The organism is Streptomyces sp. NPDC054765, from assembly GCF_053612065.1.
Window position 1 is genome coordinate 1 of the sequence record NZ_JBSHBP010000081.1, and the last position, 26428, is coordinate 26428.

The 26428-nt window shown below is 72.3% G+C and carries 2 protein-coding genes; both read left to right on the plus strand.

The window, feature by feature from the left end:
* Nucleotides 1-8025: type I polyketide synthase (locus ACWGJY_RS33125; protein ID WP_453264577.1), on the plus strand; the 8025-nt coding region annotated here is incomplete at its 5' end.
* On the plus strand, nt 8022-26411 hold the full coding sequence (locus tag ACWGJY_RS33130; protein ID WP_453264578.1) for a type I polyketide synthase: 18390 nt from the start codon (nt 8022-8024) through the stop codon (nt 26409-26411). The genes ACWGJY_RS33125 and ACWGJY_RS33130, both read left to right, overlap by 4 nt.
* The last annotated feature ends 17 nt before the right edge of the window (nt 26412-26428 follow it).

The window sequence follows — 26428 nt, forward strand, 5'->3', positions numbered from 1 at the left end:
CAGGTGTCGATCGCTGCGGTGAACAGTCCGACGTCGGTGGTGGTGTCGGGGGCCGAGTCCGCGGTTGAGCGGGTCGTGCAGCGGCTGTCCGAGCAGGGTTGCCGGACGAAACGGCTCGTGGTGAGTCATGCGTTCCATTCGCCGTTGATGGAGCCGATGTTGGACGATTTCCGCGCGGTGGTGGCCGGGTTGACTTTTCAGCCGCCGCATATCGCGACTGTGAATGAGGCGATAGCGGATCCGGAGTATTGGGTGCGGCATGTGCGTGACACGGTTCGGTTCGCCGACACCGTCACGCAATTGCATGAGCGGGGTGCGACGCGGTTTGTCGAGCTGGGTCCGGACGCGGTGCTGACCGGGTCGGTGCGGGAATGCTTGGACGGCCAGGACATTACGGCGGTGCCTGGTCTGCGCCACGGTCATGGCGAGGTGGAGTCGGTGCTGGCGGGGCTGGGTGCGTTGTTCACCGCGGGGGTGGCGGTGAACTGGTCGGAGTTGTTTGCCGGGACCGGCGCCCACCACACCGAACTGCCCACCTACGCCTTCCAACGCCGACACTACTGGCTGGAACCCTCCTCCCTCCCGGACACCGACCTCGCCGCCGTCGGCCTGGAGCCGGTCGATCACCCCTTCCTGCGCGCCGAGATGCCGCTGGGCGATGCCGGCGCGCTCGTACTGACCGGCCGACTGTCCGTGAACCAGCAACCGTGGTTGGCCGACCACGTGGTGCTGGGCACTCCGATCCTTCCCGGAACCGGATTTCTGGCCCTGGCCTTGCACGCCGCGCAGCGAACCGGCGCCGGCCCGGTGGAAGAGCTCGTCGTGCGCGCCCCCCTGGTCGTGCCGGAGCACGGCGACACCCAGCTCCAGGTGGTGATCGATGCGCCGGACGGCACCGGTCGCCGTGCGCTGCGCGTGCTGTCCCGAGTGGGAGACACCGCCGGGAACGGCACCTGGACCCGGCACGCCGAAGGCACCGTTGCCCCACCTGCCGGGCTCTCGCCGGTCGGATCGGCGTCCGGAACCGGCTGGAACGGCGAGGCCGGTCCCGACGCACAGCCGATCGCCATCGCCACCGCTTACGCGGAGCTCACCCGCCGGGGGTACGACTACGGGCCGGCGTTCCGAGGACTGCAAGCCGTCCGGCGCGGCGACGGCGAGGTGTTCGCCGACATCGTCCTGGGCGAGGCGGCGGGACACCGAGGCCCGGTGTTCGACCTGCATCCCGCCCTCCTGGACGCCGCCATCCAGGCCGCGCTGGTAGGCCTGTTCGAGACCGCGGACGAGACATTGGTGCCGTTCGCGTGGAGTGGTGTCACCGTGCACACCGCGGCCCCGCCGGCCTTGCGGGCCCGCATCTCGAAGACCGGCGCCGACTCGGTGGCCATGATGCTCACCGACCTCGAAGGCAACCCGGTCGCGTCGATCGACTCGCTGGTGCTGCGGCCTGCGCCCGACGCTCCACGCACTCCGTCGACGGATCAGAGCGAGGCGGCGCTGTTCCGGTTGTCGTGGCTGCCGAAGGAGGTCGGCGCCCACCCCGGCACCGGTCACTGGGCGATGGTGGGGGAGGACCCGCACGACCTCGGTGCCGAGCTGGCCGGTGACAGCTCACCGCTCGACCGGTACTCGGGTCTCTCCGCGCTGCGGGCCGCGATGGCGGCGGGGGCCCCGACGCCGTCCACGGTGATCACCGTGGTTCCCCCGGCCGACGTCACGGACGTCGGCGGCGCGCACCGCATCCTGCGACTGGTACAGGACTGGCTGGCCGACGAGACGATGGCCGACGCGCCACTGGTCGTCGTCACCACCGATGCCGTCGACACGGGGGGCAACGGGCGCATTGATCTCGACAACGCGCCGGTCTGGGGTCTGCTGCGTGCCGCGCAGTCCGAGCACCCCGGCCGCATCGTGCTCGTCGACGTGGCGCCGGGCAGTGAGGGGGCCCGACGGCTCGCCGCCGCGGTAGCCACGGGGGAGCCGCAGCTGGCTCTGTCCGCCGAGGGCGTTCGTGTCCCGCGCCTCACTCGCCTGCCCGTGGATCCCGGCTCGCACCCCGCCGCCGAGAAGCCGATACCCGAACGCGGAACCGTGCTGCTGACCGGGGCGTTCGGCCGACTCGGCCGGCTGCTCGCGCGGCACCTGGCCACCGAGCACAAAGTGACGAGCATGCTGCTGGTCAGCAGGAGCGGCCCCGTCACGCCCGAGGCGCGCGCCTTGGTGGCCGAGCTGACCGCGCTGGGTCTGGACGTGCGAGCCGAAGCCTGCGATGTCGCCGACCGCGCCGAGCTCGCCGCGGTGCTTCGCGGGCTGCCTGCCGATCGACCCCTCACCGCTGTGGTCCACACGGCCGGCGTGCTCGACGACGGCGTGTTCACCGAGCTGAGTCCGCAGCGCCTCGACGCGGTCATGGGTCCGAAGGCGGTGGCGGCGAAGAACCTGCACGAGCTCACCGCCGACATGCCGCTGTCGGCGTTCGTGCTGTACTCCTCCATCTCGGGCCTGATCGGCGCAGCGGGCCAGGCCAACTACGCCGCCGCCAACACCTACCTCGACGCGCTCGCCCACCATCGCGCCCAGCTCGGACTCCCGGCGACGTCGCTGGCGTGGGGACTGTGGGATCAGCGGGGCGGTATGGCGGCGGCGCTCAGCGCCGGCGACCTCAACCGGATGGCTCGCTCCGGAATAGCGACGTTGTCCGAAACCGAGGGGCTCGCACTCTTCGACGCCGCTCTTCGGCGGAGCGAGCCGCTGCTCGCGCCACTACGGCTGGACACCGTCTCCGCCACGGACGGCGTGAACGTGCACCCGCTGCTCCGCGAACTGATCACGAGCGCGCCGCGCCCGGCTCGCCCAGCGGCCGCACCGGGCCGTCCGGACGGACCGCGCCGTGTCGGCGAGGACGTGACATCCCAGCCTGGGCGACTGCTGGAGTTGGTACGCGCAGAGGCGGGGCGAGTACTCGGTTACGACGGGCGGGACTCGATCGGTGTCGACCGCACCTTCAAGGAATTCGGACTCGACTCGCTCACCGCCGTCGAGCTGCGCAACCGGCTCAACGCGATCACGGGATCGCGCTTGGGGGCCACGGCCGTGTTCGACTACCCGACCCCACGGGCCCTTGCCGACCACTTGTCCGGCGAGCTCACCCCGAGCGGTGAGACAGCGGACACGACCAGTTCGCCGGCGAGCGATCCCGATGATCCTGTGGTGATTGTCGGGATGGCTTGCCGTTATCCGGGTGGGGTGGGTTCTCCGGAGGATTTGTGGTCGCTGGTGGTCGAGGGCGGGGAGGGAATTACTGGTTTTCCGGAGTCGCGTGGCTGGGATGTGGAGGGTTTGTATCACGCGGATCCGGATCATCCGGGGACGACGTATGCGCGTGGTGGCGGGTTCTTGCACGACGCGGGTGAGTTCGATGCCGGGTTCTTCGGGATCTCGCCCCGTGAGGCGACGGCGATGGATCCGCAGCAGCGGTTGTTGCTGGAGGTTGCCTGGGAGGCTTTCGAGCGCGCGGGTATCGACGCGGACTCACTGCGCGGCAGCCGGACCGGGGTGTTCTCCGGTGTCATGTACCACGACTACGCGCCGGCAGTGGACCGGGTTCCGGACCAGCTCAGCGGAGCGGTTCTGACCGGTAGCGCGGGCAGCGTGCTCTCGGGGCGGGTGGCGTACCAGTTCGGCCTGGAGGGGCCTGCCGTTTCGGTCGACACCGCGTGCTCGTCGTCACTGGTGGCACTCCACCTGGCCGCACAAGCACTGCGGTCGGGCGAGTGCTCGCTCGCGCTGGCCGGCGGGGTCACGGTGATGTCCACCCCGATGACGTTCGTCGACCTGGGTCACCAGCGAGCCTTGTCCCCGGACGGCCGGTGCCGCGCGTTCGGCGCGGGCGCGGACGGCACCGGCTGGGCCGAGGGCGTCGGCCTCGTGGTGCTCGAGCGGTTGTCGGACGCACGCCGACAAGGCCACCAGGTACTCGCGGTGCTCAAGGGCTCCTCGGTGAACTCCGACGGCGCGTCGAACGGCCTGACCGCCCCGAACGGTCCCTCGCAGCAGCGGGTGATCCGCCAGGCGCTGGCCTCGGCTGGTCTGTCCACATCGAACGTCGATGTGGTCGAAGGGCACGGCACCGGCACGAAGCTCGGCGACCCGATCGAAGCCCAGGCGCTGCTGGCCACCTACGGCCAGGACCGCGAAACCCCGCTCTGGCTGGGTTCGCTGAAGTCGAACATCGGGCACACCCAGGCTGCCGCCGGGGTCGGCGGCGTCATCAAGATGGTCATGGCGATGCGTCACGGCGTCCTGCCGCAGACGTTGCACGTCGAGCAGCCCTCGCCGTTCATCGACTGGTCGCAGGGAGCCGTCGCTCTGCTCGACCGGAACCACGACTGGCCGAGGACCGGTCGGCCCCGCCGTGCCGGCGTTTCTTCGTTCGGTATCAGTGGCACGAACGCGCACGTCATCCTCGAGCAGGCGCCGGAGCAGCCGGCGGCCGGGCAGTCGGACGCCGTGACGCGGCTCGGAGTCTCCGCCTTCCCGGTGTCAGGCCGGGGATCGGCGGCGTTGGCCGGCCAGGCAACCCGGTTGCGGGCCGCGCTGGCCGACTCACCGGACACCGACGTGGCCGGGTTCGGCGCGGCACTGACCCATGGCAGGGCCCCGCATTCCCACCGAGCTGTGGTGATCGCGGAGAACCGCCATGAGCTGCTGGCCGGCCTTGACGCGATCGCGGCGGGCCAGTCGGAGAACTCGGCCCTGGTGGTGGCGGGAGCCGGTGAAGCCGACCACGACGGCCCGGTCTTCGTGTTCCCCGGGCAGGGGGGCCAGTGGCTCGGGATGGGCATCGAGCTGTGGAAGAGCAGTTCGACGTTCGCGGAGCTGATGCAGACCTGCGACGAGGCGTTGGCGCCATGGGTCGACTGGGATGGGTTCTCGCTGTGGGACGTGCTCGCCGGGGTGCCAGGTGCGCCGAGCCTTGACCGGGACGACGTCGTCCAGCCGGCGCTGTTCGCGGTCGGGGTCTCGTTGTCCCGGCTGTGGGCATCACTCGGCGTTCGACCCTCGGCTGTCGTCGGGCACTCCCAAGGTGAGTTCGCTGCTGCCGTGGCGGCGGAGGCGTTGTCGCTGACCGAAGGCGCGCGCGTCGTGTCTCTGCGATCTCGGGTGCTTCGGCGTCTGGCAACGCACGGCGGCATGGGCTGGGTGAACCGATCGGCAGACGAGGTGCGCGAACGCCTGACCGGTTATCCCGCGCTCGGCGTCGCCGCGGTGAACGGACCGATGTCCACGGTTGTCTCCGGGGCCACCGCCGAGCTCGATCAACTCTTGTCGGTCTGGGAGTCGGAGGGAGCGCGGGTCCGGCGCGTACCGATCAACTACGGGTCGCATTCGGCGGAAGTAGAGGTCATCCGGGCTGAGCTGGCCGACACGCTGGGTGTGGTCGAGTGCTCGCCCGGCACGGTTCCGTTCTACTCGACGGTGACCGGCTCGTTGCTCGACGGCCGGAAGCTCGACGCCGACTACTGGTACCGGAACCTGCGCGAGATGGTGCGTTTCGCGGAGGTGGTTGACCAGCTGCTCAGCGACGGGCATCGATCGTTCCACGAAGTGGGCGCGCACCCGGTACTCGTCAATTCGATACAGGAGCTCGCCGAGGCCAAGGGGACGTCGGTCACGACGGTCGGAACGCTCCGTCGCGGCCACGGCGGCGCGCGGGAATTCCTGCGCAACGCCGCCGAGGCGTTCGTGGGTGGCGTCGACGTGCGGTGGTCCGGCCTGTTCCCCTCGGGTCAGCGGCCGGTGCAGCTGCCCACCTACGCCTTCCAGCGCACCCATTACTGGATCGAGACGCCGCCCAGCCGCTCGTCTCGTGGCACCGAAGTCGACACCCGGTTCTGGAAGATGGTCGACCAGGGCGACCTCGACGGACTGACCACGGCGCTCGCCATCTCCGACGACGCCGGCCGATCCTCGCTGGGCACCGTGCTCCCGGCCCTGTCGTCGTGGCGTGAGCGCAGCCGGCAGCAGGCGACGCTGGCCGGCTGGCAGTACCGCGTCACCTGGCGCCCCACCGAAGGATCGGACCGACCGCTCACCGGCCGTTGGCTGGTCGTGGTGCCGGCGGACACCGCCGAGCCGACGTGGCTCGAGCAGGTCATCGCAGCGCTGAGCGCCCGAGGGGCTCAGGTCAGCCGGGTCGATGTCCCCCGAGCGGCGGATGTCGAGGCGCTCCGTCACGAACTCGTCACGGCGCTGGACGGCGAACCGGCCGGGAGCATCTTGTCGTTGTTGGCGAGGGACACAGCCGAGGACACCGACGCCGTATCCGTGCCGGTCGGCCTGAGCGGCACGCTCGCGTTGGTACGGGCGGTGAGTGAGCTCGGCTTGTCGACCCCGATCTGGTGCGTGACCCAGGATGCGGTCGCCGTCCGGCCGGGAGACACCGTTACCCAGCCACGGCAGGCCGCGCTGTGGGGGTTCGCCCGGCATGCGGGGTTGGAGCACCCCGTGTCGTGGGGTGGCGTCGTCGACCTGCCACGCGAGGTCGGCCCAGCGGACCTGGGGGCGCTGGCCGGGGCGCTCGGAGACGGCGAGAGTGAGCTGGCGGTGCGAGGCGGCGCGGTGTTCTGCCGTCGGCTGACCCGGGTCACCGCACCCGCGCTCCGGACGAATCAGCCGCTCGAGCGCAGCGCTCTGGTCACCGGCGGCACCGGCGCTCTCGGGGCGGAGGCGGCGCGCTGGCTCGTCCGGCGCGGCGCGCGACACCTGGTGCTGGCCAGCCGTCGTGGCCCGGCCGCACCCGGCGCAGCCGAGCTGGCCGCCGAGCTGACCGAGCGGGGTGCCTCGGTGTCGGTGGTCGCCTGCGACGTGGCCGATCGGGCGCAGCTCGCCGACCTGCTGGCCAACTGGCCGGTCGAACATCCGCTGACCACGGTCGTGCACACCGCGGGTGTGCTCGACGACGGCGTCATCGACCGGCTCACCCCGGAACGCTTCGAGCGGGTGTTCCGCCCGAAGGTGGCTGCCGCGTGGCACTTGCACGAGCTGACGAGAGACCGCGACCTCGTCGACTTCGTCCTGTTCTCGTCGTTCGTCGGCACGGTCGGCCCGGCCGGCCAGGCCAACTACGCCGCTGCGAACAGCTCGTTGGACGCACTGGCTGCGCACCGCAGGGCTCTCGGTCTGACCGGGACCTCCATCGCCTGGGGACTCTGGCAAGGCCCAGGGATCGCCGACCGCGACGGAGTGGAGCACCAGCTGGCGGCCCGCGGCCTGCGCGCGATGGACCCCCGCGGCGCCGTCCAGGCCATGGACCAGGTGATCGACCGCGATGAGACGGCCGTGGTCGTGGTGGACGTCGAGTGGTCCTCGTTCGCCACCGAGCTCGTCGGCACTCGATCGATGTCGCTCCTCGCCGAGCTGCTCGACGCGAGGGGGGACGACCCCGAAGGGGCGGCGGACGGAGCGGCCGACACCGGTGTGCGTGAGCGGCTCGCCGGCCTGCCCGCCACCGAGCGGACGTATGCGATCACCGACCTCGTCCGGGCCACGGTGGCGGCCGTGCTCGGACACACCGACGTCAGCTCGGTCGAGTCAGGGCGCAGTTTCCAGGAATCCGGTTTCGACTCGCTCACCGCCTTGCGGCTTCGCAACCGGCTCGGCGTGGCGACCGGCTTGCAGCTACCCGCCACGCTGATCTTCGATTACCCGACGCCCGCCTCGGTCGCGGAGCTGGTGTACGCCGAGCTGTTCGGCGAGGACACCGGGACCCACGGGAGCGAGACCGGTGAGGGCGTCGACGACGCCGGGTTGAAGAAGATCATCGACCGCATTCCGATCGCCTCGCTGAGGCAGGCCGGGCTGGTGGACGCCTTGCTCCGGTTGGCTGAGACCGCTCCCGGGGGCGAGCCGGTCGACAGCGCCGGGTCCACGACCGCGATCGACTCGATGGACATGGCTGATCTCATACGCGCCGCATACGGCCGAGCCGATGCGAGCGACCGAGCGGAGGGGCCGACCTCATGACCACCCCGTCCATGAACGAGCTCGTTGACGCGCTGCGCAACGCACTCAAGGAGAACGAGCGGATCCGGCAGCGGCTCGGCGACGTCGAGGCGCAGAACCGGGAGCCGATCGCCATCGTCGGCATGGCCTGCCGCTACCCGGGCGACGCCGACAGTCCCGAAGCCCTGTGGCAGCTCGTGGCCGACGGTACCGACGCGGTGTCCGGCTTCCCGACGGACCGCGGCTGGAACCTGGACGAGCTCTACGACCCCGACCCCCAGAAGGTGGGCCGGACATACTCCCGGGGCGGCGGTTTCCTGCGGTCGCCGGACCAGTTCGACCACGAGTTCTTCGCCATCCCCCCTCGGGAAGCGACCGTGATGGACCCGCATCAACGGCTGCTCCTGGAGACCTCGTGGGAGGCTTTGGAACGAGCCGGGATCAGCGCCGACGCGGTACGAGGAAGCCAGACCGGCGTGTACGCCGGCGTCAGCTACCAGGACCACATCTCGCTGCGCACCGTGCCGTCGACCTACGAGGGCTACGTGCTGACCGGCAACATCGCCAGCGTCGTCTCCGGACGGATTTCCTATGCGTTCGGTCTGCAGGGGCCCGCGGTCACCGTGGACACGGCGTGCTCCTCCTCGCTGGTCGCGCTGCACCTGGCCGCCCAGGCGCTGCGCTCGCAGGAGTGCTCGCTCGCCCTGGTCGGCGGGGCGACGATCATGTCGGGCCCGGCTTCGCTGATCGAGTTCGCCCGGCAGCGCGGGATCGCCCCGGACGGCCGGTGCAAGGCCTTCGGCGACGAGGCCGATGGCATGGGCTGGGCGGAAGGCGTCGGCGTGCTCGTGGTCGAGCGGCTGTCCGACGCCCAGCGCAACGGCCACCAGGTGCTGGCCCTCGTGACAGGCTCCGCCCTCAACCAGGACGGCGCCTCCAACGGCCTCACCGCGCCGAACGGCGCGGCCCAGCGCCAGGTGATCCGGGCCGCGCTGGCCAACGCGGGTGTGTCCTCGACCGACATCGACGCGGTCGAGGCGCACGGCACCGGCACCAGGCTGGGCGACCCGATCGAGGCGCGGGCCCTGCTGGACACCTACGGCCGGGAGCGAACGGCGGACACGCCGTTGTGGATCGGATCGCTGAAGTCGAACATCGGACACCCGCAGGCGGCGGCCGGCGTCGGCGGCGTGATCAAGATGGTCATGGCCATGCGCCACGGGGAGTTGCCCAGGACGCTGCACGCCCAGCGGCCGACCTCCCACGTGGACTGGTCGGCGGGGACGGTCCGTCCGCTCACCGACCAGCGGCAGTGGCCCGACCGGGGCCGTCCCCGGCGTGTCGCGGTGTCGTCGTTCGGGATCAGCGGGACCAACGCGCACGTCATCCTGGAGCAGGCTCCCGATGACCCGGTCGAGGCCACGTCCGTGCCGACGGGGCGGGCCCGCACCGGTCCGTGGCCGTTCGTGGTGACCGGTCGGGGCGCCGCCGGGCTGCGCGGGCAGGCCGAGGAGCTGCGCTCCTTCGTCGAGCGCCACCCGGAGCTGGAGCCGGCCGACGTCGGACGAAGCCTGGTCACCACCCGCGCCGTGCTGGCCGACCGTGCCGTGCTGGTCGCCGAGGACAGGGCGGCCCTGCTGGCCGGTCTGTCCGCACTGGCCGCCGGCACGGACAGTCCAGCGGTGCACGTCGATCGGGCGAGGGAAGGCCGCCTGGCGATCGTCTTCACCGGCCAGGGTGCCCAGCGCGCCGGAATGGGGCGAGAGCTGGCGGCGCGGTACCCGGTGTTCGACGCGGCGCTGGACGAGGTCTGCGGAGTGGTCGACGAGCTGCTGGGCCGATCGCTGCGTGAGCTGATGTGGGAGGGTGGTCCACTGCTGGACCGCACCGAATTCGCCCAGCCGGCGCTGTTCTCCTTCGAGGTCGCACTGTTCCGGCTTGTCCAGTCGTGGGGCATCCGGCCCGAGTTCGTCGCCGGTCACTCGATCGGCGAGATCAGTGCCGCGCACGTGGCCGGCGTGCTGTCCCTCGCCGACGCCGGTCGCATGGTCGTGGCGCGCGGCCGTTTGATGCAGGCGCTGCCCGGCGGCGGCGCCATGGTCGCGGTGAACGCCGCCCCGGATGTGGTGGCCCCGCTGGTCGCGGCCGCGGACGGGGTGTCCGTGGCCGCGGTGAACAGCCCCGACTCGGTCGTGGTGTCCGGTGCGGAGGAACCGGTGGCAGAGGTCGTGGCCCAGTTGGCCGCGGCCGGGTACCGGACCCGTCGGCTCACGACCAGCCACGCGTTCCACTCGCCACTGATGGACCCGGTGCTCGACGACTTCCGGGCCGTCGTCGCCGGACTCACCTTCGGCGCGCCCGACATCCCGGTGGTGTCCACCCTCACCGGTGCCCTGGCCGATGCGGCCACGCTCGGCGAGCCCGAGTACTGGGTCCGGCAGGCACGCGAGCAGGTGCGGTTCGCCGACGGGGTGGCCACCCTGCACGAGCGAGGCGTCACCCGCTTCCTGGAGCTGGGACCGGACGCGGTGCTCTCGGCCATGGTCCGGGAATGCCTGTCCACCGACCGGCGGGTGACGGCGGTGGCCGCCTCCCGCCGTGACCGGCCCGAGGCCGTTGCCCTGCTCGACGCGGTCGGTCGCCTCTTCACCGGCGGCGGCGAGGTGAGCTGGGCGGCGCTGTTCCCCGACGAGAGCCGGCGGGTCGACCTGCCGACCTACGCCTTCCAGAGGCATCGGCACTGGCTGCCGCGCGACGGCTCCGTCGCCCCGGCTCCCTCGGACCCGCCTTCGGCCGCCACGCCCGAGCCGAGCACCGACGCCCGGGTCACGGACGTGCTGGCCGTCGTGGACCAGCGTCGTGTCGTGAACGATCTGATGCGGACCTCGGTCGCCTTGGTGCTGGGCCTCGACTCGCCGGCCGAGGTCGACCTCGAGAGCACTTTCCAGGACCTGGGCTTCAGCTCGCTCGCGGCGGTGGAGCTGCGGGATCGGCTGAACGCTGCGCTCGATCTCGGGCTGGCCGGCACCGTGGCCTTCGACTACCCCACCCCCGCGGCCCTTGCGTCGTACCTGGTCGGACTGGTGACCGGCGCGGCTGACGAGGAACCCGGCACGGCCGTCCCCCTTGCCGCGTTCGCCGACGACCCGATCGTCGTGGTCGGCATGGCCTGCCGCTACCCGGGTGGGGTCGGCTCACCGGAGCAGCTGTGGGAGCTGGTGGACGGCGGGCGCGACGCGGTGTCGGGGCTGCCGACCGACCGAGGCTGGGACCTCGACACCTTGCTGCACCCGGATTCGATGCGTCAGGGCGCCACCCATGTGCGTGGCGGTGGCTTCCTCGACGACGTGGCGCAGTTCGACGCGCGGTTCTTCGGGATCTCGCCGCGCGAGGCGGCCTCGATGGACCCGCAGCAGCGGCTGTTGCTGGAACTGACCTGGGAAGCGTTGGAGCGGGCCGGGATCGACCCGAAGTCGGTGCGGGGCAGCCAGACCGGTGTGTACGCCGGCACCAGTGACCAGGACTACGCGGACCTGCTCCGCGGCAGCGCCGAGCTGGCCGACGGTTACCTGCTCACCGGGACTTCCGCCTCGGTGCTCGCCGGGCGGGTCTCCTACCAGTTCGGCCTGGAGGGGCCGGCGTTGACGGTCGACACGGCCTGCTCGTCCTCGCTGGTGGCGATGCACCTGGCCGCGCAGGCGCTGCGTTCCGGGGAGTGCGCGCTGGCACTGGCCGGCGGGGCCACCGTCATGGCGACCCCGGTCGACCTGCAGGAGTTCGACAAGCAAGGGCTGTCCGCCGACGGTCGTTGCAAGGCGTTCGGCGCGGGCGCCGATGGGACTGGTTTCGCCGAGGGCGCCGGCCTGTTGGTGCTGGAGCGGTTCTCCGATGCCCGCCGGAACGGCCACTCCGTGCTGGCCGTGCTCCGTGGCTCGGCGATCAACCAGGACGGTGCCTCCAACGGCCTCACCGCGCCCAACGGCCTTGCCCAGCAGCGGGTCGTTCGACAGGCACTGGCCAACGCCGGCGTGCGCCCCGACGAGGTGGACGCGGTGGACGGGCACGGCACCGGCACGGTGCTCGGCGACCCGATCGAGATCAAGGCGCTGCAGGTCGTGTACGGCCGGCACCGAGGGGAGGGTGAGCCCCTCTGGCTGGGCTCGCTCAAGTCCAACATCGGCCACTCCCAGGCAGCGGCCGGGGTCGGCAGCGTCATCAAGATGATCATGGCGATCCGGCACGGTCTGCTGCCGAAGACCCTGCACGTGGACCGGCCCTCGGAGCACGTCGACTGGGAGAGCGGAACGGTCCGGCTGCTCGGCGACGCCCGGCCGTGGCCGACGACCGGGCGTCCCCGACGGGCAGCGGTGTCGTCGTTCGGGGCGAGCGGGACCAACGCGCACGTGATCGTGGAGCAGGCTCCGGACACTGAACCCGAGGTCGAACCGGCGGATCGGTCCCACGCGCCGCAGGTGCTGCCGCTGCTGCTCAGCGGCCGCGGCGAAGCCGCGCTGCGCGGTCAGGCGGTGCGGTTGCGCGAGCACCTCCTGACGCTCGGGGCCACCGGCCCGGCGGAGCTGGCCGACGTGGCGTTCTCACTGGCCGGCACCCGCTCCTCGCTGGATCACCGGGCCGTGGTGCTCGGCGCCGACCTCACCGAACTCCTGTCCGGGCTGGATGGCCTGGTGGCCGGCACCACCCCGGTCACCGGACCCGTCAGCTCCGGCAACACCGATCCGGTGTTCGTGTTCCCGGGGCAGGGCGGGCAGTACGTCGGGATGGCCCTGCGGCTGTGGGACTCCTCGCCGGTATTCGCCGCGTCCATGGCGGAGTGCGAGGCGGCGCTCGCGCCGTACGTGGATTGGCACGGCCACTCCCTGCGCGATCTTCTGGCCGGCGCGGACGGCGTGGACCTCGAGCACGCCGAGCAGGTCCAGCCGATGCTGTTCGCGGTCATGGTCTCGCTCGCCCGGTTGTGGATCTCCCGAGGGGTGGTGCCCTCCGCGATCATCGCGCACTCCGTGGGAGAGGTCGCGGCCGCGCACATCGCCGGCATCCTCACCCTCGCCGACGCGGCCCGGGTCCTGACCGCGCGGGCGCGCGTGTCCGGCCAGGTGACCGGGTACGCCACGCTCTGGGTCGGGCTGCCGGTCGAGCAGGTGCGCGACCAGGTCGCACGGCTGACCGACGTGCACCTCAGCGCGATCAACGGTCCGCGATCGGTCGTCGTGACCGGTCCGCTCGACCGAGTCGCCGCGCTGCGGGCCGAGTACGAGGCCGCCGGTGTCCGCGCGCGTCCCATCCCGATGGACTACCCGACGCACTCCCCGGACATGGCGGTGGTCGAGGACGAGCTCCTCGCGCTCCTGACCGACATCCGCCCGGCCACCGCCTCGGTGCCGTACTACTCCACGACGTTCGCCCGCCGGGTGGAGGGCGACGAGCTCGACGGCCGGTACTGGTTCACCAACCTCGTGCAGCCGGTACGGTTCCACGACACCGCCGCCGTGCTGCTGGCCGACGGGTACCGCGTGCTGCTGGAGGTGGCCCCGCACCCGCTGCTGGCTCCCGCGATCGAGGAGACCGCCGAGGAGCGCGGCGTCGAGGCGACCGTGCTGGCGACCCTCCGCCGCGGCGAGAGCGACCCGGACATGTTCCTGCGATCGGTGGCTGCCGCGTGGCGGGCCGGGCTCACCGTGGACTGGTCCGCGGCCTTCGCCGGCACTGGGGCGCGGCGGGCCGACCTGCCGACCTACGCCTTCCAGCGGCAGCGCTACTGGCCGACTGCGTCGGCGTCCGCGCCCGGCGACCTGGCCGCCAGCGGCCTCGAACAGGTCGATCACCCTCTGCTCGGGGCGAAAGTGACTCTGGCGGGTGACGCCGGCTTCCTGTTCACCAGCCGGCTCTCGCTGCACGCTCACCCGTGGCTCGTCGACCACGCGCTCTTCGATCGACCGCTGCTGCCCGGTACGGCGTTCCTCGAGCTGGCGATCCGCGCAGCCGATGAGGCGGGCCTCGGCCGGCTGGAGGAGCTGGCCATCGAGGCGCCGCTGATCCTGCCGAGCCGGCACGACGTGCTGGTCCAAGTGCTCGTCGGGGCTCTCGACGGCGACGGCCGCCGCACCGTCGAGGTCTACTCCCAGTCGGCGGAACCCGGCGAGGCCGTGGGCGCCTCGTGGACGCGGCACGCGCGGGGGAGCGCGGTGCCCGGCGACAATCCGGAGCCGGCGCCGTGGCCGACAGACGTGACCTGGCCGCCGACCGGGGCAACCGAACTGGACGTCGCCGGATCGTACGAGCGGCTCAGCGCGCTCGGTTACCACTACGGCTCCGCCTTCACCGGGCTGCGCCGGGCCTGGCGGATGGGTGACCAGGTCTTCGCCGAGGCGGAGCTGCCCGAGGGACTCGCGGCCGATGCGGTGCGTTTCGGCCTGCACCCGGCCCTGATGGACACCGGCCAGCACAGCCTGGCGATGGACCAGCTCGACTCGCGGGGGGCTGACCCGGACAACCCCGGCGTGCGAGCGCCGTTCTTGTGGTCCGGGGTGCGGCTGCTCGCCTCGGGTGCCGCGGCACTGCGGCTCGTGTTCTCCCCGACGGGGCCATCCTCGTGGTCGGTGGACGGGTTCGACATCACCGGTCGCCCGGTGCTGAGGGTGGACTCACTGGTCGCCCGGGAGGTTTCCGCCGGGCAGCTGCGCGACGTCGACACCGCACACGGCGACGCGCTGTTCGAGCTCGGCTGGGTGCAGTGCGGACCGGCCGAGGCCGGTTCGGGAGCGAGCGCCGAAGGGCCGATCGGCTGGGTGGTGCCGCCCGGTCCGGCGCAGACCGCGCCGTCGGAGGACGAGCACACGGTCGATGCGTGGTTCCACCCCGACCTGGCCGCGCTCGGCTCGGCGGTGGACGGTGGCGCGCCGCTGCCCGAGCTGGTGGTGCTGCGCGTTCCCGGCCGCCGGGCACCCGAGTCGACGGTCGACTCGGTGCACACCGCGGTGAACGGCACGTTGCGGGTGCTGCAGGACTGGCTCACCGATGCCCGGTGGGAGCGGTCGCGGCTGGTCGTGGTGACCGACGGCGGACTCGTGGGTGCGGCGGTCGGTGGTCTGGTGCGCTCCGCACAGTCGGAGAACCCGGAGCGGGTGGTTCTCGTCGAGCAGGCGTTCGCCGATCCGGAGCCGGCCGGGGCGCGGTCGGTGGAGGCGCTCGCCCGCGCCGCGATCGAATCGGGTGAGCCGGAGGTGTCGGTTCGCGACGGACGGCTGTGGTCGCCCCGCCTGAACAGGGTCGCCGCCGAGGCGCTCCCGGAGTCCGCCGGGCCGGCGCCGGACGAGCGGTCTTCGGTGTGGGGCACGGGGACCGTGCTGCTGACCGGGGCGTCCGGCGTGTTGGCCGGGTTGGTGGCCGAGCACCTCGTGGCCGAGTGCGGGGTGCGACGGCTGGTGCTGGTGTCGCGGCGGGGTCCGGCCGCTCCCGGTGCCGATGAGCTGGTCGAGCGGCTGACCGAGGCGGGTGCCTCGGTGCGGATGGTCGCGTGTGACCTCGCCGTTCGCCACGAGGTGAGGGACCTCGTCGGCTCGGTGCCGCCGGAGTTCCCGCTCAGCGCCGTGGTGCACTGCGCGGGTGTGCTCGACGACGCGACCGTGGGTTCACTGACCCCCGGCCGGGTCGATGCGGTGCTGCGGCCCAAGGTGGACGGTGCCTGGCACCTGCACGAGGCCACCCAGGACGCCGAGCTGTCGGCGTTCGTGCTGTTCTCCTCGGCCGCGTCGGCGTTCGGCGCCGCCGGCCAGGCGAACTACGCGGCGGCCAACGCGTTCTGCGACGAGCTGGCCGAGCACCGGCGGAGGCTCGGCCTACCGGCGGTGTCGATCGCCTGGGGGTGGTGGGCCGAGGCCAGTGGGATGGGCAGCCACCTCGGAACCCAGGACCGGGCCCGGATGGCCCGCACCGGCATCCGCCCGGTGGACAACGACTTCGGTCTCACCCTGTTCGACGCGGCCGCCCGCCGACAGGGCCGGGTCATCGCCGCCCCGTTCGACCTCGCTGGCCTGTCCACCGCGGCCACGGTCCCGGGACTGCTGCGCGGGCTGGTGCGCCGTCCGGCGCGGCGGGTCGTCGAACCCCACCTGGCCGGTGGGGCCGGACCTCGCGAGGGCCTGGCGGCACTGGAGCCGGCCGAGCGCGACCAGGTCGTCGCCGAGCTGGTGCGCACCCATGCCGCGGCCGTGCTCGGGCACTCCTCGAGCAACGCCATCGACGACCGGCAGCCCTTCACCGCTCTGGGGTTCGACTCACTGACCGCGGTGGAGCTGCGCAACCGGCTCAACACGGCCACCGGGCTGCGGTTGCCGGCCACACTGATCTTCGACTACCCCACCCCGGCCGCCCTGATCGAGTTCGTGCGGGGCGAGATCGGCGGCGAGGCGGCCGCCCCGGCCCGGCCGGCCGTCAGCGCGACCGCGGCCGGGACCGGAGACGACCCGATCGCGATCGTGGGCATGGCCTGCCGCTTCCCGGGTGGGGTGAGTTCGCCCGACGAGCTCTGGGACGTCGTCGCCGAGGGGCGGGACGTGATCGGCGCCTTCCCCACCGACCGGGGCTGGAACCTGGCCGAGCTCTACCACCCGGACCCCGATCACCCCGGGACCACCTACACCCGTGAGGGTGGCTTCCTGCACGACGCCGACCAGTTCGACCCCGAGTTCTTCGGCATCTCGCCGCGCGAGGCGATCACGATTGACCCGCAGCAGCGGCTGTTGCTGGAAACGGCCTGGGAGTCCCTCGAGAACGCGGGCATCGATCCCACCTCGCTGCGTGGCGGCCCGACCGGCGTGTTCGTCGGGCTGATGTACCACGACTACGGCTCGCGGCTGCACACCAAGCCCGAGGAGCTCGAGGGCTACCTGGGCAACGGCAGCGCCGGCAGTATCGCGTCGGGCCGGGTCGCCTACGAGCTCGGCTTCGAGGGCCCCGCTGTGACGGTGGACACGGCGTGCTCGTCATCGCTGGTCAGCATGCACTTGGCGGCGCAGACGCTGCGGTCGGGGGAGTGCTCGCTCGCGCTGGCCGGCGGCGTGACGGTGATGGCGACGCCCGACCTGTACGTGGAGTACAGCCGGCTGCGCGCGAACGCTGCGGACGGTCGGTGCCGGGCGTACGGCGCGGACGCGGACGGCACCGGCTGGTCCGAAGGCGCGGGCCTGGTGGTGTTGGAGCGGCTGTCCGACGCGCGGCGCAACGGACACCAGGTGCTGGCACTGCTGGCCGGCTCGGCGCTGAACCAGGACGGCGCGTCGAACGGGCTGACCGCCCCCAACGGTCCGTCCCAGCAACGGGTGATCCGCCAGGCCCTGGCCAACGCCGGGTTGTCCGCCTCCGACGTGGACGTCGTCGAGGGACACGGCACGGGGACCCGGCTGGGCGATCCGATCGAGGCCCAGGCGTTGCTGGCCACCTACGGCAGCGAGCACACCGAGGACGCGCCGCTCTGGCTGGGGTCGATCAAGTCGAACATCGGCCACACGCAGGCGGCGGCGGGCATCGCCGGCACGATCAAGATGATCATGGCGATGCGGCACGGGATCATGCCCAAGACCCTGTTCGCGGAGACCCCGTCGCCGCAGGTCGACTGGTCGTCGGGCGCGATCGCGCTGCTCGACCGGGCTCGGGAGTGGCCGGATCGTGGCCGGCCCCGCCGGGTGGGGGTGTCCTCCTTCGGCGTCAGCGGGACCAACGCACACGTCATCCTGGAACAGCCCCCGGCCGAGTTCACCGCCCCGGCCCCCGCCCCGGCCCCGCCTCCCGCGGCGACCCTGCCGGTGTGGCCGCTCGTGCTGACGGCTCGCGGGCCTGCGGCCCTGCGGGGTCAGGCGGATCGACTGTGCTCCTCCCTGCGCGACCGGTCCGACGTGGCGTTGGCGGACGTCGCCTACTCCCTGGTGGCCGACCGGGCCGGCCACGATCACCGGGCGGTACTGCTCGCCTCCGACCGCGCGCAGGCCCTGGAGCGGTTGGCGGAGTACGCGAACGGGGGCGACGGAGCCGGGGTCGTCGCCGATGTGGCCCGGCGGGGCCCGCTGGCGATGGTGTTCACCGGTCAGGGCGCGCAGCACCCCGGCATGGGCTCGGAACTGCACCGGCAGTTCCCGGTCTTCGCGGTCGCGTTGGACCAGGCGTGCGATCAGCTGGATCCCGCCGTCCAGGAAGCCATCCTCGGCGACGGGGAGAATCGGCTCGACGCCACGGAGGTCGCCCAGCCGGCGCTCTTCGCGGTCGAGGTCGCGCTGTTCCGGCTGTTCGAGTCCTGGGGTGTCCGGCCGGACTTCCTCACCGGTCATTCGGTGGGCGAGATCGCGGCTGCGCACGTCGCCGGCGTGCTGTCGCTGCCGGATGCGTGCCGGCTGGTGTCGGAGCGGGGCCGGCTGATGGCGCGGCTCGACCCGGGCGGTGTGATGGTCTCGGTGACCGCCGGCGAGCAGGTGGTCGCCCCGCTGGTCGCGCAGTACGCCGAATCGGTGTCGATCGCGGCGGTCAACACCCCCGGTTCGGTGGTGCTCTCGGGGCTTGAGCCGGCCGTCACCGAGATCGTGCGGCGCCTGACCGAGGACGGATACCGCACGAAACAGCTCGTCGTCAGCCATGCGTTCCATTCGCCGCTCATGGACCCGATGCTCGACGAGTTCCGCGCCCTGGTTCATGGCCTGGCATTCCAGCCGCCCCGCATTCCGATGGTGGGCGGCGAGGAGGTGACGGACCCGGAGTACTGGGTGCGGCACGTGCGAGACACGGTGCGGTTCGCCGACACGGTGTCCGAACTGCACGGCGCCGGCGTCACCCGGTTCCTCGAGATCGGCCCCGACGCGCCGTTGACCGGCGCGATCCGCGAGTGTCTCGTCGAGCCGGACGTCGTCGCAGTCCCCAGCCTGCGTCGGCACCGCGACGAAGCCGACACGGCGCTCACCGCACTCGGCACGTTGTTCGCCGCCGGAGTGGAGGTCGACTGGCCGGCCCTGTTCGACGGCACCGGAGCTCGGCACACCTCGCTTCCCACGTACGCGTTCCAGCACCAGCGGTACTGGCTTGACAACCCCGAGCCGCCGGCCGATCTCGCCGCGGTGGGCCTCGACCTGCTCGACCATCCACTGCTGTTGGCCGGCGTGGAGGTCGCCGGCGGCGAGGCCGTGCTGCTGACCGGCCGGCTGGCGCCGCAGACCCAGCCTTGGCTGGGGGAGCACGTGCTGTTCGAGCAGGCCCTGCTACCCGGCACCGCCTTCGTGGACGTGGCGCTGCGGGCGGCCGAGCAGGTCGGCTGCACCGTGCTCGACGAGCTGACGATCGAGTCGCCCCTGCTGATCGCCGCGGCGGGCTCGGTCGCGCTGCAGATTCTGGTGGAAGCGGCCGACGAGGGGGGCCGCCGGAAGATCACGATCTCCGCCCGCCCCGACGGCGACGCCGACGACACCCGCTGGACACGGCACGCCACCGGAACGGTGTCCGGCACGGGGAGCCTGCCGGAACCCGATCCGCTCACCGAATGGCCGCCGCGGGGAGCCGACGTCGTCGACGTTGCCGGCGCGTACGACCTGTTCGCCGAGGCGGGCCACGACTACGGGCCGACGTTCCAGGGGCTGGTGGCCTGCTGGCGGCGCGGTGCGGAGCTCTACACCGAGGTGGCGTTGCCGCCGAGCGGGACCGACGTCGAGCGCTTCGGCGTGCACCCGGCGTTGCTGGATGCCGGTCTGCACGGCGGCGTGCTCCGGGCCCTCACCTCCGACACCCCCCAGGGTCTGGTGCCGTTCTCCTGGGCCGGAGCGCGGCTGTTCGCCTCGGGCGCCACCGCGCTGCGCATCCGGGTCCGACCGGTGGCCACCGACACGGTCGCCCTGGACGCCTTCGACGACACCGGCGCTCCCGTCTTCAGTGTGGCGGCGCTGTCCTCACGCTCGGTGTCCGCCGACCAGCTCCGCGCCGCCGCGTCCCGCGACGACTCGCTGTTCGAGATCAGTTGGGTCGAGTGTGGCCGGGTCGACGACATCGCGCCCCGCTCCGAGGCCACCGTGCTGGACGGCCCGCTCGAGCTCGCGGAGCTGATGTCCGGGCGGGACGAGGTAGCCGAGGTTCCGGCCCTCGTGGCGGTGTCGGTACCGGGGGAGGGGCTCGCCGTCACCGCCGACGTCCACGCGGCGGTGAACAGCGTGCTGCGCTCGGTGCAGACGTGGCTGGCCGATCCCGCCTGGGAGTCCTCGCGGCTGGTGGTGGTGACGACCGACAGCCTGACCGGCGCGGCCGTGCGGGGCCTGCTGCGCTCGGCACAGTCGGAGAACCCCGACCGCATTGTCCTCGTAGAGGGTGGCGCCGACGCGACCACCACCGCGGCGCTGCACGCGGCCGTGGAATCGGGTGAGCCGGAGGTCTCGGTGCGCGACGGTGCGCTTTGGGCCCCGCGGCTGGCCCGCCTGGGAACCACCGACACCGCGCAAGCCACCTCGTGGTCGGCCGGAACCGTACTGATCACCGGTGCCTCGGGTGCGCTCGCAGGGCACGTGGCTCGATACCTCGTCACCGACCACCACGTGCGACATGTGTTGCTGACCTCCCGACAGGGCGACAACTCGCCCCGGACCGTCCGGCTTGCTGCCGAATTGACGGAGCTCGGCGGCGCGGTGCGCGTCGTCGCCTGCGATGTCGCCGACGGCGAGCAGGTCGCGGCCCTGGTGCGCTCGGTGGAGCCCGAGTTCCCGCTCACCGCGGTGCTGCACTGCGCCGGAGTGCTGGACGACGGCGTGTTCGACTCCCTGACCACCGACCGGGTCGACGCGGTGCTGGCCCCCAAGGTCGACGGTGCCTGGCACCTGCACGAACTGACCCGGGAGCTGGACCTCTCCGCGTTCGTGCTGTTCTCCTCCTCCGCCACGGCCTTCGGAGCACCGGGCCAGGCCAACTACGCCGCCGCCAACGCCTTCCTCGACGCGCTGGCCGTCGAGCGACACCGGCAGGGCCTCCCCGCGGTCTCGATCAGCTGGGGCTGGTGGGGCGAGGGCAGCGGTATGACCGAGAACCTCAGCGAGACCGACGTGGCTCGCATGGGGCGGGGCGGGATGCTGCCGATGGCGACCGCCCAGGGCCTCGAGTTGCTGGCCACAGCGGCCGATTTGGCTCGCCCGAACGTGATGGCCGCTCGCCTCGACCTGGCCGCTGTGCGGTCGGCCGGCACGGTGCCCGCCCTGCTGCGTGGCCTGGTGCGGCGTCCGGCCCGGCGCGCGGCAACATCGTCGGTGGCGGGACTGGAGGCGGTGCGACTGGCCGGTTCCTCCGTGGCCGACCAGGTGAAGGCCATCGGCGAACTGGTGCGCGAGCAGATCGCCGCCGTGCTCGGCTACCCGAGCGGCGCCTCGGTCGACATGACCCGCGCCTTCCACGAGGTCGGGTTCGACTCGCTCACCGCGGTCGAACTGCGCAACCGGCTCAACACGGCCACCGGGCTGCGGCTGCCGGCGACGCTGGTGTTCGACCACCCCACCCCTGAGGCGCTGGCCGCATTTGTCCGGTCCGAGCTGGTGGGCGACGAGGTCGACACCGTCGACGTCACTCCGGCCGGGCCTGTCACCGCGATCGGTGACGACCCGATCGTGATCGTCGGTATGGCCTGCCGGTACCCGGGCGAGGCGAACTCGCCGGACGAACTGTGGAGGCTGGTGGCCGAGGGCCGCGACGGGATCACCGGCTTCCCGGTCGACCGCGGCTGGGATCTGGCCGGCCTCTACGACCCGGATCCCGACCAGGTCGGCACGACGTACTCCCAGGGGGGCGGGTTCCTCGACCACCTGGCCGAGTTCGACTCCGACTTCTTCGGCATCTCGCCGCGCGAGGCCATCGCCATCGACCCACAGCAGCGGTTGTTGCTGGAGACGGCCTGGGAGTCGTTCGAGAACGCCGGCATCGTCCCCTCCGTCCTGCGCGGCGGCCCGATCGGGGTGTTCGTGGGTGCGAACGGGAGCGACTACCCCGCACTGCTGGCCCGCGACTCCGGTGACTTCGGCGGCCGGGTGCTGACCGGCAACGCGGCCAGCATCATCTCCGGGCGGTTGTCCTACGAGTTCGGATTCGAGGGGCCGTCCGTCTCCATCGACACGGCGTGTTCGTCCTCGCTCGTGGCCATGCACCTGGCGGCCCAGGCGCTGCGCTCCGGCGAGTGCTCGCTGGCGCTGGCCGGCGGGGTCGCCACGATGGCCACCCCCGGCATGTTCGTGGAGATGGCGCGGCAGCGGGGCTTGTCCCCGGACGGTCGGTGCCGGGCCTTCGGTGCCGGAGCGGACGGCACCGGTTGGGCCGAGGGCGTGGGCCTGCTCGTGCTGGAGCGACTCTCCGAGGCCCGCCGCAACCACCATCGCGTGCTGGCTGTCCTGGCCGGCTCGGCGGTCAACCAGGACGGCGCCTCGAACGGCCTCACAGCGCCCAGCGGCCCGTCGCAGCAACGGGTCATCCGCGCCGCGCTGGCCAATGCCGGCCTGTCGGCGAGCGAGGTCGACGTGGTGGAGGGACACGGCACCGGGACCCGGCTCGGCGATCCCATCGAGGCGCAGGCCCTGTTGGCCACCTACGGACGCGAACGCGAGTCCGACACCCCGCTGTGGCTGGGTTCGATCAAATCGAACATCGGGCATTCGCAGGCCGCCGCCGGCGCCGCCGGAGCGATCAAGATGATCATGGCGATGCGGCACGGTCTGTTGCCCCGGACGCTCCACGCCGAGACCCCGTCCCCTGAGGTCGATTGGTCCTCCGGTGGGGTGGCACTGCTGGACCGGGCCCGTGACTGGCCCGAACAGGGCCATCCGCGGCGGGCGGGCGTGTCCGCGTTCAGCCTCAGTGGAACCAACGCACACATCATCCTGGAACAACCGCCCGAGGACCTCCCCACGCCGCCGACGGCGCCGGCCCCGGACGAGGGCTCCGCGAGCAGGCGGGTGCAGCCGGTGGTGTTGTCGGCCCGGGGGCCGGCAGCCCTGCGCGCCCAGGCGGCGCGCCTCCACGCCCACGTGACCGACCGGCCCGAACTGACGCCGGCCGACGTCGCGCGGTCGCTGGTGACCGACCGCGCGATTCACGATCACAGGGCGGTGGTGCTCGCCGCCGACCGCGAGCAACTGCGCGAGCGACTCGCGGCGTTCGCCGACGACACCGCCGCACCTGGCGCGGAGGCCACCGGTGTGGCCGGCAGCGGTGGTCTGGCCGTTGTCTTCACCGGCCAGGGGTCACAACGAGGTGGGATGGGCCGTGAACTCCACCGCGATTTCCCGGTTTTCGCGGCGGCGTTCGACGAGGTGTGCGCGGCTTTGGACCCGTCGCTGCGGGACATGGTCTTCGATGAGGACGAGGCCCGGCTGAACACCACCGAGTTCGCCCAGCCCGCGCTGTTCGCGATCGAAGTGGCCCTCTTCCGGCTGTTCGAGTCCTGGGGCATCCGGCCCGACTTCGTCACCGGCCATTCCGTCGGCGAGATCAGCGCCGCCCACGTGTCGGGCGTGCTGTCGCTGACCGATGCCTGCGCGTTGGTCACCGCGCGGGCCCGGCTCATGCAGGGGCTCGCACCGGGCGGGATCATGATGTCCGTCAACGCCGGTGAGGACGTGGTGGCGCCGCTGGTGGCCGAGCAGGGCGCCGGGGTATCGATCGCCGCGGTCAACACCCCGGAGTCGGTGGTCATCTCCGGCACCGAGCTCGCCGTCAGCGAGGTCGGACAACGCCTCCGCGACGCCGGATACCGCACGAAGCAGCTGGCCGTCAGCCACGCGTTCCACTCCCCGCTCATGGACCCCATGCTCGCGGAATTCCGGGCCGCGCTCGACGGTCTGGAGTTCCAGCCACCGCGGATACCGATGACCAGCAGCGAAGTGGCCACGCCCGAGTACTGGGTCCAGCACGTCCGGAACGCGGTGCGGTTCGCCGACACGGTCTGCGAACTCCGGGCCGGCGGGGTGACCCGCTTCCTGGAGCTGGGGCCGGACGCGACCCTGACCGGTCTGGTCCGCGAATGCGTGACCGGTGGGGATGTCGTCGCCGTGCCCGGCCTCCGGCGAGGCCGTCCCGAGACCGAATCCGTGCTCGCCGGACTGAGCACCCTGTTCGCCGCCGGGGTCGAGGTCGACTGGCCGGCCCTGTTCCCCGCGGCCGGCGCGGGACAGACCCCGCTGCCGACGTACGCGTTCCACCACACGCGCTACTGGCCGGACACGCCGGAGACACCGGCCACGACAACAGCCGACCCGGACGCCTTGGACAGCCGGTTCTGGGGATTGGTGGAACAGGGCGACCTCGACGCGCTGAGCGCCGAGCTGGACACCGAGGAACGGGACGGCCTCGGCGCCGTGCTGCCCGCACTGACCCGGTGGCGCCTCGGCCGGCGTGAGAAGACGGTGGTGGACAGCTGGCGGTACCGGTTGAGCTGGCGGCCCGTGCCGACCCGGCCCGAGGGCACGCTCACCGGCACCTGGTTGCTGGTGGTGCCCGCCGGCCACCGCGACGATGCCTGGGTCGCGCCGATCGAAGCGGCGATGACCGCCGCCGGGGCCGAGGTCCGTGGCCTGGAGGTCGGTGAGCACCAGCTGGATCGGGCCGCGCTGGCGGCCCGGCTCGACGGGCCGCCGCTCGCCGGGGTGGTCTCGTTGCTGGCGGTGGAGCAGTCCCGCGTCCCGGGACACCCGGGCGTGCCGGTCGGTCTGGCCGCCACGGTGAGCCTGGTCCAGGCGTTGGAGGACCGCGAGATCGACGCGCCCCTGTGGTGTCTCACCCAGGGCGCGGTGAACGTCGTCCCCGGCGACGGCCTCGACCATCCCGACCAAGCCCTGCTGTGGGGTTTCGGACGGACCCTCGCACTGGAACGCCCCGACCGCTGGGGCGGTCTGGTCGACCTGCCGGTCACCCCCGACGACGCCTCGGCGGCCGGGCTGATCCGCCTGCTGGGTGACGGCGGCACCGGGGAGCAAGCAGCGCTGCGGGACGGCGCCGTTCTGGGCGGCCGGCTGGTCCGCGCCGACCCGGATCAGCCGCCGCGTCGGAACTGGCGACCGTCGGGCAGCGTGTTGGTCACCGGCGGCCTCACCGGCCTGGGCGCCCGCACCGCGCGCTGGCTGGCCGAGCAGGGCGCGCCTCACCTCGTGCTCACTTCCCGCCGGGGCCGTGAAGCGCCGGGCGCCATCGAGCTCGAAGCCGACCTCACCGCCCTGGGGTCCTCGGTGACCATCGCCGCCTGCGACGTCGCCGACCGGGGCGAGGTGAAGGCCTTGCTCGCGAACCTTCCCCACGACCTGCCGTTGACCGCCGTGTTCCACAGCGCGGGGGTGGCCAACGACGGCGTCATCACCGAGCTGACTCTCGACAGGCTGAACAACGTGCTACTGCCCAAGGTGGAGGGAGCGTGGAACCTCCACGAGCTGACCCAGGACCTGGACCTCTCGGCCTTCGTGCTGTTCTCCTCGGCCGCCGGCCTCATCGGCTCACCCGGCCAGTCCCACTACGCGGCAGGGAACGCCTTCCTCAACGCCCTGGCCCACCACCGGCGGGCGCGCGGTCTGCCGGCCACGACGATCGGCTGGGGCCTGCTGGCCGGCGGAGGCATGGCCGACGACACCGGCGCGACCGACCGGGCGAGCCGTCGGGGTCTGCACCCGATGGATCCCGGCCAGTCGCTGGCCGGACTGCGGCGAGCACTGGACCACGACGAGACCTACATCGCCATGACGCACGTCGACTGGACCCGATTCATCAAGGCGACCGCAGGCACCGTCAAGTGCACGGTCATCAGTGACCTGCCCGAGTACCGGGCGGCGTTCCCGGTGGCCGCCGCGGGGGATCGGCTCGCCGAGCCGAACGGCGGGTCCCGGTCCTGGGCGCGGCTGGACGCTCTGGACGGCGACGAACGTGACGCCGTGCTGCTGGAGTTGGTGCAGGCGCAGGTGGCCGAGGCGCTCGGTCACAGCTCGACCGAGGCCCTGTCGCCGACCAAGGCGTTCGTCGAACTGGGTTTCGACTCCCTCGCCGCGGTCGAGCTGCGCAACCGGCTCGTCGCGGCGACCGGGCTGACGCTGCCGGCGACGCTCACCTATGACCACCCGACCTTGCTGGCGCTGCGTGACCACCTGCGGACGGCGATGTTCGGCGCGGACGCCGACCAGGCCGAGTCCGCGCTGGCCGAGCTCGACCGGCTGGAGGAGGTGCTCTCGGCAGTGACGGCAGACGACGGCATCGACGAAGCGGCCAAGAACCAGGTGCTGCGGCGCGTCCAGAAGATGGCCGCCGCGCTCGCCGATCAAGGCGGGCTTTCCGAGCAGAGCCAGCTCATCGCGAACGCCGACGACAACGAACTGTTCGACTTCATCAATCGAGAATTGGGCGGTCCCAGCCAGTGAACCGAGACCAGTCCAGA